Raw genomic sequence first — 12,261 nt, forward strand, 5'->3', positions numbered from 1 at the left:
GAGGGCGCCCGGCCCGGGGCGCGGGCCGCGCGGCCCGCGGTCGGGCCCGCTCTCAGTTCGCGTACCCGAACGCGCCGTCGCGCCAGACGTAGAGCACGTAGCCGGGGGCCGTCACGTCGCCCTTCTGGTCGAACCCGACATTGCCGAGGACGAGGTTGAAGCGCTCGGCGTGCAGGGTCTCGGCGATGGCCTTCGGGTCGGTGGACTTCGCGAAGTTGCCGGCCTCCGCGAGCGCCTGGAGCGCGGCGTAGCCGTAGAGGGTGAAGCCGTCGGGATCGACGCCCTCGGCCTGGAAGGCCTTGACGGCCGCCGCCGCCTCCGGCTTGCGCCGCAGGTCCGGGTTGAAGGTCATGAGCACGCCGTCGCTCGCCGGCCCGGCGAGCACCCCGAACTCCTTGGTGGCGATCCCGGACGTGCCGAACCATTGCGGGCGGTAGCCCTGCTCGGCGGCCTTGCGCACCAGGCGGCCCATCTCCTGGTAGTGGCCACCGTAGTAGACCACGTCGATCCCGGCCGCCTGGAGGCGCTTGATCAGGGCGGCGTCGTCGGTCTGGCCCGGCGCGATGGCGGCGAACAGCGCCTCGTTCTGGCCGATCTTGTTCAGGTTTGCCTTGGTCGAATCGGCGAGGTTGCGCGACAGGGGGGTGTCGTCGGACAGGATCGCGATCTTCTTGTCCCGGAAGCGCTCGGCCAGGATGGTGGCGGAGAGCCGGCCCTGGTCGTCCTCCCGCCCCGAGACCCGGAAGATGGTGGGCAGGCCCCGGTCGGTGAGGCGGGCGGCGTTCGAGGCCGGGCTGATCATCACGGCGCCGGCCGCCGCGTAGACGTCGGACGCCGCCAGCGAGGCGCTGGAGCAGACGTGCCCGACGATCAGCCGGACGCCCGCCTTCACGAACCGCTCGGCCGCCGCGACGGCCTGGCCCGGATCGCAGGCGTCGTCCTGGACGTCGAGGACGATCGGCTCGCCCGCGATGCCCCCGCGGGCGTTGACGTCCCGCGCCGCCGCCTGCACGCCCAGCAGCACCTGCTCGCCGATCCCGGCGATGGGACCCGTGCGCGGGACCGCGACCCCGACCACCACGTCGGCGCGGGCCGGGCCCGCGCACAGGAGCGCTCCGGCCACCAGCCACAGGGCGGCGACAGCCCCGTCCCGCCTCATCCTCGGCGCTCCCGCATGGCTCGACCCACTCCGTCCTCCGGCGTCCCGCCGCCCGGCCGCCGCTTAGCACGGCCGGGCCCATCCTGTCCGTCGCGCCGTCGGGCGCAAGCCCGCCGCGCAAATCTCCGGTTCACGCGCGGGCGCGCCCGCCTCCCCGCGGGCCGGCCCCGCCCGGGATGCCGATTCCGCCCGGGATGGCCTCCGGCCCGGGATGCCTATCGGGTCGAAGCCCGCCGGAGCGCAAGGGGCTCGCCGCGCGGCAGGATGCTGCGGCGCCGGCGCCGGGCTGGCGGGTCCCGCCCGGCCCGGATATGACCCTGCGGGCGCTCCGGAGCGGGCGCCGCGGGGAGAACCGTCATGACGCAGGAGAGCATCCGGGTCGCGGTCCTTGACGATTACCAGGGCGTCGCGGCCGGGCTCGCGGACTGGGCCGGCCTCGGCCCCGGGGTCGCGGTCGACTTCCTGCGCGAGCCGGTCCCGCCGGACGCGGCGGCGGCGCGGCTCGCGCCCTACGCGGTGCTCTGCCTGATGCGCGAGCGCATGGTCCTCGACGCCGCCCTGATCGCGGCCCTGCCGGCCCTGCGCCTCGTGGTGTTCACGGGCGCGCGCAACCCGTCGGTCGACGTCGCGGCCCTCCGGGCCCGGGGCGTCACGGTCTGCAACACCCGCACCGGCGAGGGCGGCGCCGCCACCGCGGAACTGGCGGTCGCCCTGATGCTCGCCTGCGCCCGGCACCTGCCGCGGGAACTCGCCGGGATGGCGGCCGGGCGCTGGCAGGAGACCGTCGGCATCACCCTGGCCGGCCGCACCCTCGGCATCCTCGGCCTCGGGCGCATCGGGGCCCGGGTGGCGGCGGTCGGCGCCGCGCTCGGCATGGTGCCGGTCGCCTGGAGCCCGAACCTGACGGCCGAGCGCGCCGCAGCCGGCGGCGCCGCCCTGGTCGGGCGCGAGGAGCTGTTCCGGCGCGCCGACGTGCTCAGCCTGCACATGGTGCTCTCGCCCGCGACCCGCGGCATCGTCGGGGCGGCGGAGCTCGCGCTGATGGGGCCGGACGCGATCCTGATCAACACCGCCCGCGGCCCCCTCGTCGACGAGGCGGCTCTGGTCGCGGCCCTGCGCGCGGGCGCCCTGAGGGCGGCGGGGCTCGACGTCTTCGACCGCGAGCCCCTCCCCGCCGACCATCCCCTGCGGGCGCTGCCCAACGCCGTGCTGACGCCCCATCTCGGCTACGTCACGCAGGGAACCTACCGGATGTTCTACGAGGACATCGCCGAGGCGGTCGCGGCCTGGCGCCGGGGCGCGCCGATCCGGGTGTTCGACGGGGGCTGAGCGGGCGGTACCCCGCCCCCGCGGGGCGCGCGCCTGCCTCAGCGCACGCCCGAGTAGACCGAGGCGCCGGCCGCGACCGGGGCCGTGATGGTGGAGAACACGCCGAGCACCTTCTGGACCTCCGTGAAGGGCGCGTTCGAGACGTAGACGAGGTCGCGGTTGCGCATCCGGAACGCCTGCGTGACGAACAGGCTGTTGGGATCGCGCATGTTGATCCGGTAGACCACCGGCACGAAGTTGGCGCTGAGCAGCGGGCTGTTCGGGCGCAGGCGGCGCACCACGGAGGCGGGCTCGAACCGGAACAGGAACAGGCCGGCCGGGTCGGCCTGGAAGTCGCGCAGGCCGCCCGCCTTGGCGAGGGCCTGGGCCAGGCTGATGCCCTCGGCGTTGAACGGGATCTCGTAGTTCGCGCCCGTCGCCCCCACGGCCAGGAAGGTCTGGGGATCGCGCACCAGGGTCAGGGTGTCGCCGGGGCGCAGGAAGATGTTCTCGCGGGGGTTGGAGACCACGGCGGTGAGCGGCACCGTCGCGGTGGTCTGGCCCCGCGACAGCCGCACGAAGGTCTCGCTCACGGGCGCGCGCACGCCGCCGGCGCCCGCCACCACGTCGAGCAGGCGGTCGCCCTTGGTGGAGAGCGGCACCCGGGCGCCCGCCGTGACCTCGCCCGTCACCGTCACGGCGGTGCTGGTCGGCTGCACGATCGTGACGATGACCTGCGGCTCGATCGCCTTGCCGGCGAGCTCCTGCTCGATCTGCGTCTGCACGTCCTGCACGCGCTTGCCCGCCACCTGGATGCGGCCGGCATACGGCACCGTGATGGCCCCGTCGCGGGTCACGGTCTGGGGCGGGATGGTGGCGGATTTCGAGCCGGAGGAGAACCGGTCGATGGAGAGCGAGCCGGAGAACAGGCCGCCGGTGCTCGCCTCGTAGATCGTCACCGCGACGGTGTCGCCGACGCCGATCACCGGCTCGACGGAGGGCCGGCGGTCGCCGAAGGAGGCGAGCAGGCTGTCGAGGGGCCGGCCGCGCAGGGCCTCCACCGCGGCGGCGTTGACGTCGATGATCTCGTAGCGGGCGAGCAGACCCTGGTCGGTGGCGATGTCGGCGCCGCTCGTGACCGCGTCCGTGCTCGGGCCGGCCGCGGGCAGGAAGTTGGAGCAGCCCGACACCGCGAGGGCGGTGCAGAGGGCGATCGGCAGTGCGCGCATCCGGGTGGTGGCTCGTCCGTTCGTCGAGACAGGCTCCTAGCCCAGTTCGGGGGGGCGTGTCCGTGGCCAGCGTGTCACAGTGCGCCCGCGAGCCCTCCGGCGGGCCCGCCTTCCCCGCTAGACACAGGGCGCGCCCCGCCGGGCACGGCGCGGGTGCCTCCCCCGGGGCGCGGTTGAGGCGGCCCGCCGTCTCGGGCTAGACCCGTGTGTCGACACCTGGACCCGTCGGCACGGATGCTCGGGCGCCGCATGACCAAACAGATCGGCTTCACGCCTCCCGGTCTCGCGCCCGGGCCCGACGGGCCGGTGCGGCAGCGCCACGTCTTCTACCTGCCGGGCTACGACCCCGAGGCGACCAAGCGCTACCGGGCCCTGTTCGCCCGCGAGCTCGCCCGCTACGCCAGGCGCTTCGACCTGCCCCGGCGGACCATCACCCGGGCCGAGACCAGCCCGGACGGGCAGTCCCAGACCTGGACGGTCGAGGCCGGCCGCGCCGGGTGGGACACGCGCACCACCTACGAGGTGCTGCTCTGGGACGACATCGTGCGGGCCGATTTCCGGCGCCCGCTGATCCTGTCGATGGCGCTCCTCGCGGCGGGCATCCTGCACGGGATCGTCACCGGCAAGCTGTTCCGGCTCTACGGCCTGAACTGGAAGTACGGCAACGTCATCCTGTACCCGTTCGGGATGACCCTGGCCCTGGCGGCGGCCGCCACCGGCCTCGGGATCCTGGCGGCCCGCTTCCTCGGCGACCTCGTCCCGGGCCCCGCGGCGGCGGTCCTCGGGGCCCTTGCCGGAATCGGCGCCGTGCTGGCCGCCACGCCGCTCCTCGACCGCATCTTCCTGCGCCAGCTCATCACCGACTGGGTCTTCAACTGGCAGCACAGCAACGGCTGGCGGGAGGATTACGCCGCGCGGCTCGACGCGTTCGCGGCACGGGTCGCCGCCCGGATCGCCGCGCGGGACGCCGACGAGGTGATGATCGTCGGCCATTCCTCCGGCGCGCTCACCGCCGTCGAGGTCGCCGCCCGGGTGCTCGCGGCGGGCGGGGGACCCGGCCCGGGCTCCCCGCGCCTCGCGGTCCTCACCCTCGGGGCCGGGCTGCCCCTCGTGACCATCAACCCGCGGGCCCGGCGCCCCCGGGCCGACATCGCGGCCCTCGTCCACAGCGACCGCCTGGTCTGGGCCGACTACCAGGCCCCCCAGGACTGGATGAACTTTCCGGGCTTCAACCCGGCGCACGACCACGGGCCCGTCCCGGAGGCGGCCGTGATCGCCAACCCGGTGATCCGCTCCGCGCGCTTCCGCGAGCTGATCGACCCGGCCGTCTACCCCCGCATCGCCCGCCGGCCGTTCCGGATGCACTTCCAGTTCCTGATGGCCAACGACCTGCCGGGCGACTACGACTTCTTCGCCCTGACGCTCGGGCCGCAATCGCTGCGCGACCGGGTGCTCGCCCCCGACATCGTGCCGTTGCGCGCCGACGCGGAGCCGGTGCCGGCGCACCGCGTGATCTGACCTCTCGCCGCAGGAGCTCCCCCGTGCGCATCGCCCTCGTGGTTTCGGACGTCGACGGCACGCTGGTCACCTCCGACAAGACGCTGACGCCGGCCTCGGTCCGGGCCGTGGCCGCCCTGCGGGAGCGCGGCATCGCCTTCACGATCGCCTCGAGCCGGCCGCCGGTGGGCCTCGCGCCCCTGGTCGGGCCGCTCGGGATCGCCCTGCCGATGGGGGCCTTCAACGGCTCGACGGTGGTGAACCCGGATCTCAGCCTCGTCGACGAGACCCTGATCCCGGAGGAGGCCGCCCGGGCGGCGGCGGCGCGGTTCGAGCAGGAGGGCGTCGACCTGTGGGTCTTCGCCGACGGGCGCTGGCTCCTGCGCGACCCCGACGGGCCCTACACCGACCTCGAGCGCCGCACCCTCCAGGCGGGCCCCCGCGTGGTCCCGGACCTCGCGCCCTATCTCGGCCGCGCCGCCAAGCTCGTGGGCGTCAGCCGCGACCACGCCCACCTCGCCGCCCTCGAGCCGGCGCTGGCCGCAGCCATCGGGGCCCGCGCCTCGGTGCATCGCTCGCAGGCCTACTACCTCGACGTCACCCCGCCCGACGTCGACAAGGGCCACTTCGTCGCCCGCGTCGCCGGCGAGCTCGGGATCCCGCTCGACGCGGTGGCGACGCTCGGCGACATGGCGAACGACGTCGCCATGTTCGCCCGCAGCGGCCTCGGCATCGCCATGGGCAACGCCGCCGACCCGGTGCGGCGCGCGGCCCGGGCGGTGACGGGCACGAACGACGCCGACGGCTTCGCGGAGGCGATCGAGCGCTACGTGCTGGCGTGAGCGCGCCGGTGCGCGAATGGCGGGCGCCGACCTGCGCGCGCCGTCGCGACCCTGCCGCCCGGCGCGCTCCGCCGGCAATCCCCGCGACCGGCCCGCCGGGGTATGGCGGCTGCGTCCCTCAAGCCCGGTGCCGCACTCGGCGGATCTGCGGCACCGTGCGGCGGGGCCTCCGGCGGGGCGCGGCCGGCTCCCGGCGCGTGCGGGTTCGCGGCCGGTGCCACATACCCCGACCCAGGTCTACGCGGGATTGAGTTCGATCACGGCCATCTTGTTGAAGAAGCCTATGTTGTACACATTCTTCGCGCAGAAATTCACGAACTCATCATCCTGATGTCGGTCCGAGTCATTTTCGGGCGAGTAATAACGCAACATCTTCAGCAGATAGTCGAGAATCGTCATTTCGGAATCGCGGGTATAAAACTGCCTGAGCCTGTCGACGCAGGTGTGCAGATCTTCAACGACATAGAGGCCGCCGTGGCCGATCAGCGGAAGGAGCGTCTGAAGTGAGCTGATCTGCTTGTTGGAGATGTGCGAGCCATCGTCGATGACGATCTTCGGCTGGTATCGTCTGGCGATCGCGCTCATGAAGGCCGCGTCGCCTTGATCGCCGATCTCGATGCGGATCCGCTCGCCGAGCAGTTCGGGGGTTCCCTCCTCGTCGACCGCGATGATGTTCGCGCTGCGGAAGAAATAGGTCCACATCCGGAGCGATTCTTTCGGACGCGTTCCGATGTGGAGGATGTTGATGTCCTGCTCGCGGAACGGTGCGAAGATCTTTTCGTATTTCACGAGAAAATTATGGCTCGATGATGCTCGGTCGGACGCGAGGCAGAGGCCGATGTCATCAAGCGTGATCGTCAGATGGGGAAACTGCTCGATGAACTCCGGCAGTTCGTAAATGTTGCCATCATAATGGACGGTGCTGCCCACACCGACCGGCCATCCGGTATACGCGAAATCCGCCTTGTCCTGTCGCCACGCCTCGATCAGCGACCTGACTTTTTCCTGGTTGTCGGCCAGCAGCATGGGGTGACACAGGCCGAGCGTTGCCGACGGGTTCTTTGATTTGTATTCGGCTGTGAAGAACGGCTCGAGACCGACGAAATCGCTGATCCAGGAAAACCCACCCTCGAAGAAGTACCGGGACAGGCCGCTGTGATTGATCAAGTTCTGGTTGAAGAACAGATCGTCGGCCCTCTCCAGGAAGGGGTCGAGCGCTCCGCTCGTCAGCCCGAAGAACGTGTAGGTGGTGATGTAGCCGATGTGCTTGAACGGCGACGGGTAGACGCTCTTCAGGAACTCGGAAATATCGGAATGGCTGTTGGATGCTGGCATGAAATGGCTGCCGAACACGCCGTAAACCTCAGGAGAACAGTGTTCCTCAACGTACAGGCGCTTCGACCAGAAGTTCCGCTCCAGCTCATCGAGCAGGGAGGTGAGTTGTGCGTCCGCGGAGTGGGACACGCCTTTGGTGTGGCCGAACCAGTAGTAGTCGTAGCGATGATGCGACTGCCGCAAGAGGTCGAGTGCAGCCTGGAAGCCCGACACATCGGAATTGACGTGGAGTTTGGGATCGACCTCCGCAATATTGAGCTTCAGCGTGGAATCGCGAAGCATCTTCCGCCAGGTCGGGCCTGATCCGGTATTGATCCCGAGATAAATATCGGAATCTTTATGATAAGTCTCGAGCAGATCAAGATAATATTTCGACAGGGACAGAGCGACTTCGGTTTCCGGAACGAATGAAGAAAAGATAACCGCATGCCGCATAATTGATCAACTCCGAAGTTTATAGCTGTTGTTACAGGAACTCCCGTAAGTCTACAACCCCCGCGGCGCGGCGCGGCGATGTCGGCCGCTGTCGCCCGCCTCGGCCGGTGATGTGCGCCGAGGCGCGCCGACGCCCTGGACGGACGCGTCACGCCTGAGCGCGCGGGCCCGGCAAGGTGGGCGCGGCCGGGCCGTCGCGGTGCGCGCCAAGACCGGCGTGCCTCCCGCCCGGCGAGGGCCGGTGCGGACTCTGAGGTCCGACCGGGCCGGGTTCCCCAGCAGGATGGCGGGCCCTCCCGGGCCCGGCGGCGGAGGGCGCGGGTTTTTTGCGCGCCCGCGAGGGGGCGGCGCGCGCGGCGCGCGCGCCCTATCCCGCCAGGGCCGCGTCGACCTCCCGCCCGCGGCCGAGGCCGCGCATCAGGGCATCGAGCTGGGGCCGCACGCGCAGCTGCAGCGCGTGCAGCCGGCGCACGGCCTCCGAGAGCGTCCCGCGCCGGCCGAGCGCCTCGTCCGCGAAGGCGATCATCCGGGCGTTGGGCCAGGCCTTCTCGCGCAGGTCGTGCACGCGGGCGACCACGGCCTCGGCGTCGAGGTCCTTGTGGGCCTGGGCCAGCAGCATCGTCATGGCGGCCGTCGAGCGCGAGATGCCGGCGTGGCAGTGGATCAGCAGGTGGGTCTTGCTGCGCGCCGTCTCGGCCACGAGGTCCCGGCCGAAGCGCAGGATCGCCTCGACGTCGTGCGGCTCGGGCAGGACCTGGCCCGCCGCCGGGTCGATGATGTCGTGGAAGCGCAGGGTGGTGCGGTGATGGGTGTCGTAGGTGCCGAACGCCTCGGGCTCCGGCCAGGCCGGGTCGAGGATCGACAGCACGTGGGTGACGCCGCGCGTCGAGTGGTGCCCCAGTTCCTCCAGGCCGCAGACCGTGTGGAGGGAAATCGGTTCCGGCTTCACGTCGTCCTACCTGAGGGTCAGCGCATTCCGGGCCCGCGGCCGCGCGGCGGACGATGAGGTCGGCGCCGCGGCGGGGCAGTGATGCGATGTCGGAGTGGTTCGGGCGGGCCCTCCCGCTCCCCGCCCGCTTAGCACAGGATGGAGGCCGGTTCGAGGGCGTTTCGACGGTCCCCCGGTCGGGGCGCGCCCGGGGTTTCCGGGGCGCCGGGGGCCGTGCGGGCCGGGCCCGTGCGGTTCGGCGTGAACTTCGGCGCGAAGCGCGCTACCTGTGTGCGGAACTGGACCGTGCCGAGCCTCGAGAAGGGCGGGCGATGTGGGGGCCACCATGAAGCGTCGCGACATCCTGAGGGCCGGCCTCGCCGGCGGCGGCCTCGCCGCCGGAGCCGTGGCGGCCGGAGGCCTCGCGGCGCCGGCCCTGGCGCAGGCCGCCCCGGACGTGCGCTGGCGCCTGCACTCGGCGTTCCCGCGCACCCTCGACGCGCTCTACGGCACCGCCGAGCTGTTCGCCCGGCAGGTCTTCGAGGCGAGCGACGGCCGCTTCCAGATCGAGGTCGCGCCCGCGCCGGGCGGCGAATCGGCGGCGCTGCTCGACGCGGTCGCGGCCGGCACGGTCGAGATGGCCTATTCCCCGGCCTACTACGAGGTCGGCCGCGACCCGACCTTCGCGCTCGCCACGGCGGCGCCGTTCGGCCTCAACGCCCGCCAGCAGAACGCCTGGATGCTGCACGGCGGGGCCCTCGACCTGTTCAACGAGTTCTTCGCGCGAAGCCGGCTCTACGCCCTGCCGGGCGGCAACACCGGCACCCAGATGGGCGGCTGGTTCCGGCGCGAGGTGAAGACCGTCGCCGACCTCCAGGGCCTGCGCTTCCGCATCGCGGGCCTCGGCGCCCAGGTGCTGGCCAAGCTCGGCGTCGTGCCCCGGGCGCTGCCGGGCTCCGAGCTCTACGCCGCGCTCGAGGGCAAGACCCTCGATGCCGCCGAGTGGATCGGGCCCTACGACGACGACAAGCTCGGGCTCAACAAGGTGGCGCCGTTCTACTACTACCCGGGGTTCTGGGAGGGCGGCGCGATGATCCACTTCTGGTTCGGTGCCCAGAAATGGAGCGAGCTGCCCAAGGCCTACAAGGCGATTGCCCAATCGGCCGCCGCCAGCGTCAACGGCGACCTGCAGGCGAAGTACGACGCCCGCAACCCGGAGGCCCTGCGCCGCCTCGTCGCCGGCGGCGCCCAGCTGCGGCCCTTCCCGCAGGAGGTGATGGAGGCGGCGTTCAAGGCCGCCAACGAGGTCTACGGCGATCTCTCGGCCAAGAACCCGGACTTCAAGCGCGCCTACGACTCGCTCAGGAGCTTCCGCAACGACGAGTACCTGTGGTTCCAGGTCGCCGAGTACACCTACGACAACTTCATGATCCGGGCGCGGGCGCGGGGCTGACGCGGCGCCGGCCTACTCGGCCGCGTCCTCGCCCGGCAGCGAGCCCCGGCCCTCCTCGCGGATCAGCGCGCGCACGAGGCTCGGCACCGCCTCCAGCGCGCCGTCCAGGGTCTCGTCCGCCACGAAGAGGCTCTTGAGCTCGGGGCTCGTGATGCAGACGAGCCCGTTGCCGCTCTGCTCGACCCGCAGGGTGAAAGGCTTCATCTCCCGTGAGACTCCGTTCGCGTGTCCGCCGGGAGGCCCGCGATGCACGACGCGGGCCAGCCGAGACGAGGTTGCGCCAACAAAAAAAGGCCGTACGCGAGGTACGGCCCAAGTCTAGGGAGGAAACGCCCAAGGAGGGCAGCGGGACCGCGACGCCATCGCGATCCCGCACTGCAACAAGATAAGATTGCCGCCCGCGAAGGCAAGCCGGGATTGATGGCAGCGCTGCCTTTTTTTATAGCGCCGCGAGGGCGGGTGCGGCGCGCCCGCGGCCGGCGCGGCCTGCGGCATCGGACCGGCACCGGCTCCCGGCCCGATGCTGTAGCGTCCGGCCCGCCGACGGCGCCGTCCGGGCGGCGTCCGCCCGCCTCGCGGCGTCGGCGGGGAGATTGCGGGGGTGCGCGATGGCGATCCAGGCGGAGAGGATCCGGGTTCTGGCCGGCGGGGAGCCGCGGCCGGGCGCCTACGTGCTCTACCTGATGCAGCAGGCGATGCGCAGCCGCCACAACCCGGCGCTCGAATACGCGATCGCGGAGGGCAACCGCCTGGGGCTGCCGGTGGTGGTCGGGTTCGGGCTGCTCGACGGCGGCGCGCACTTTCCCGAGGCCAATGCCCGGCACTACGCCTTCCTGCTCGAGGGGCTCGCCGACGTGGCGGCCGGGCTCGCGCGCCGCGGCGTCGCCTTCGCGCTGCGACGCGCGAGCCCGGCCGAGGCGGCGCTGGCGCTCGGGGGGGAGGCCGCGCTGCTGGTCCTCGACCGCGGCTACCTGACGATCCAGAAGCGCTGGTACGCGGAGATCGCCCGCGGGTTCGGCGGCCGGGTGGTGCAGGTCGAGGGCGACGTCGTGGTGCCGGTGGAGGTCGCCTCGGCCAAGCACGAATTCGCCGCCCGCACCCTGCGGCCGAAGCTCCAGCGGGCCTGGGAGCCGTACCTCGCGCCGCTTCGCGCCCGCCCGGTGAAGCACGCGGCCGGCGGGCTCGCACTCGAGAGCGACCTCGACGTCTCCGATCCGGCCGCCGCGCTCGCCCGCATGACCCTCGACCGCAGCGTGGCGCCGGTGCGCCGGTTCCGCGGCGGCGAGGCCGCGGCGCATCACCGCCTCGCCGCCTACCTCGCCGGCCCCTTCGCGCAGTACGGCACGGTGCGGGGCAGGCCCGAGGCGGGCGCCGCCTCGCACCTGAGCCCCTACCTGCATTTCGGCCAGATCTCGCCGGTGGCGGTCGCCCTCGCGGTCCGCGCCGCGAAGACGGGCGGGCCGGAGGACAGGGCGTCGTTCCTGGAGGAGCTGATCATCCGGCGCGAGCTGGCGGTGAACCACGTCCACACCAACCCGGCCTACGACACCTACGAGGGCGCCGTCCCGGACTGGGCCCGCAAGGCCCTGGCTGAGCATGCCGGCGACCCGCGCCCGTACGATTACGACGAGGCGGCCCTGGCGGAGGGCCGCACCCACGACGTGCACTGGAACGCTGCCATGCGGGAGATGCGCGTGACCGGCTACATGCACAACCACATGCGCATGTACTGGGGCAAGAAGATCCTGGAATGGTCGCCGGCGCCCGACGAGGCGTTCCGGCGCGCCCTGCGGCTCAACAACCGCTACTTCCTCGACGGGCGCGACCCGAATTCCTTCACCAACGTCGCCTGGCTGTTCGGCCTGCACGACCGCCCGTGGGGGCGGCGCGAGGTCTTCGGGACGGTGCGCTACCTCGGGGCGAACACCCTGAAGAAATTCGACGCCGCCGCCTACCTCCGCGCCGTCGAGGCGCTGTGCGAGGCGGAGGGCTGACGCACCCTCCCCGCGGCGGCGGCCCGCCCGGCGCGCAGGCGCGGCCGGACGACGGGCGCGTCGCGCCCGTGGCGGTGGGCC

10 protein-coding genes are annotated in these 12,261 nt (G+C 72.2%); 5 read left to right on the forward strand and 5 right to left on the reverse strand.

Going from position 1 to position 12,261, the window contains the following annotated elements; all coding sequences use genetic code 11:
- Positions 1-52: 52 nt before the first annotated feature.
- On the reverse strand, positions 53-1,159 hold the full coding sequence (locus tag DT057_RS31300; RefSeq protein ID WP_128565962.1) for a branched-chain amino acid ABC transporter substrate-binding protein: 1,107 nt from the start codon (positions 1,157-1,159) through the stop codon (positions 53-55).
- 357 nt (positions 1,160-1,516) lie between these two features.
- Between DT057_RS31300 and DT057_RS31305 the strand changes: the two genes are divergently transcribed.
- The gene (locus DT057_RS31305; RefSeq protein ID WP_128565963.1) at positions 1,517-2,488 is read left to right on the forward strand and encodes a D-2-hydroxyacid dehydrogenase family protein; all 972 of its coding nucleotides are present in this window, start codon (positions 1,517-1,519) and stop codon (positions 2,486-2,488) included.
- Positions 2,489-2,526: 38 nt separating this feature from the next.
- On the opposite strand, the gene DT057_RS31310 is transcribed toward DT057_RS31305, so the two are convergent.
- On the reverse strand, positions 2,527-3,696 hold the full coding sequence (locus DT057_RS31310; protein ID WP_128565964.1) for a polysaccharide biosynthesis/export family protein: 1,170 nt from the start codon (positions 3,694-3,696) through the stop codon (positions 2,527-2,529).
- 249 nt (positions 3,697-3,945) lie between these two features.
- Between DT057_RS31310 and DT057_RS31315 the strand changes: the two genes are divergently transcribed.
- On the forward strand, positions 3,946-5,214 hold the full coding sequence (locus DT057_RS31315) for an alpha/beta hydrolase (protein WP_128565965.1): 1,269 nt from the start codon (positions 3,946-3,948) through the stop codon (positions 5,212-5,214).
- Positions 5,215-5,237: 23 nt separating this feature from the next.
- Complete coding sequence (locus tag DT057_RS31320) at positions 5,238-6,035, forward strand: Cof-type HAD-IIB family hydrolase (RefSeq protein ID WP_128565966.1); 798 nt, start codon at positions 5,238-5,240, stop codon at positions 6,033-6,035.
- Between the two features lie 237 nt (positions 6,036-6,272).
- Here DT057_RS31320 and DT057_RS31325 read toward each other — a convergent pair whose 3' ends face one another.
- Positions 6,273-7,805 (reverse strand): hypothetical protein, encoded by a 1,533-nt coding sequence (locus DT057_RS31325; protein ID WP_128565967.1) that lies wholly within the window; start codon positions 7,803-7,805, stop codon positions 6,273-6,275.
- Positions 7,806-8,172: 367 nt separating this feature from the next.
- A complete protein-coding gene (locus DT057_RS31330) occupies positions 8,173-8,754 on the reverse strand; it encodes a tyrosine phosphatase family protein (RefSeq protein ID WP_128565968.1) in 582 nt (193 codons plus the stop codon).
- A 325-nt stretch (positions 8,755-9,079) separates the two neighbouring features.
- On the opposite strand from DT057_RS31330, the gene DT057_RS31335 reads away from it, so the two are divergent.
- The gene (locus DT057_RS31335; RefSeq protein ID WP_128565969.1) at positions 9,080-10,186 is read left to right on the forward strand and encodes a TRAP transporter substrate-binding protein; all 1,107 of its coding nucleotides are present in this window, start codon (positions 9,080-9,082) and stop codon (positions 10,184-10,186) included.
- Positions 10,187-10,198: 12 nt separating this feature from the next.
- Here the strand turns inward: DT057_RS31335 and DT057_RS31340 are convergent, their stop codons facing one another.
- Positions 10,199-10,390, reverse strand: a complete 192-nt coding sequence (locus DT057_RS31340; RefSeq protein WP_128565970.1) for a hypothetical protein — start codon at positions 10,388-10,390, stop codon at positions 10,199-10,201.
- A gap of 404 nt (positions 10,391-10,794) precedes the next feature.
- Here DT057_RS31340 and DT057_RS31345 point away from each other — a divergent pair, with 404 nt between their 5' ends.
- Complete coding sequence (locus DT057_RS31345) at positions 10,795-12,180, forward strand: deoxyribodipyrimidine photo-lyase (RefSeq protein ID WP_128565971.1); 1,386 nt, start codon at positions 10,795-10,797, stop codon at positions 12,178-12,180.
- Positions 12,181-12,261 lie beyond the last annotated feature (81 nt).

Origin of the sequence: Methylobacterium crusticola, from assembly GCF_003574465.1 — a bacterium.
GTDB classification, from domain to species: Bacteria; Pseudomonadota; Alphaproteobacteria; order Rhizobiales; family Beijerinckiaceae; genus Methylobacterium; species Methylobacterium crusticola.

What these genes read in the sequence shown, in the direction of transcription:
- DT057_RS31300 (WP_128565962.1), bottom strand. Translation starts at nt 1,159, where the DNA reads ATGAGGCGGGACGGGGCTGTCGCCGCCCTGTGGCTGGTGGCCGGAGCG.
- DT057_RS31305 (WP_128565963.1), top strand. Translation starts at nt 1,517, where the DNA reads ATGACGCAGGAGAGCATCCGGGTCGCGGTCCTTGACGATTACCAGGGC.
- DT057_RS31310 (WP_128565964.1), bottom strand. Translation starts at nt 3,696, where the DNA reads ATGCGCGCACTGCCGATCGCCCTCTGCACCGCCCTCGCGGTGTCGGGC.
- DT057_RS31315 (WP_128565965.1), top strand. Translation starts at nt 3,946, where the DNA reads ATGACCAAACAGATCGGCTTCACGCCTCCCGGTCTCGCGCCCGGGCCC.
- DT057_RS31325 (WP_128565967.1), bottom strand. Translation starts at nt 7,805, where the DNA reads ATGCGGCATGCGGTTATCTTTTCTTCATTCGTTCCGGAAACCGAAGTC.
- DT057_RS31335 (WP_128565969.1), top strand. Translation starts at nt 9,080, where the DNA reads ATGAAGCGTCGCGACATCCTGAGGGCCGGCCTCGCCGGCGGCGGCCTC.
- DT057_RS31340 (WP_128565970.1), bottom strand. Translation starts at nt 10,390, where the DNA reads ATGAAGCCTTTCACCCTGCGGGTCGAGCAGAGCGGCAACGGGCTCGTC.
- DT057_RS31345 (WP_128565971.1), top strand. Translation starts at nt 10,795, where the DNA reads ATGGCGATCCAGGCGGAGAGGATCCGGGTTCTGGCCGGCGGGGAGCCG.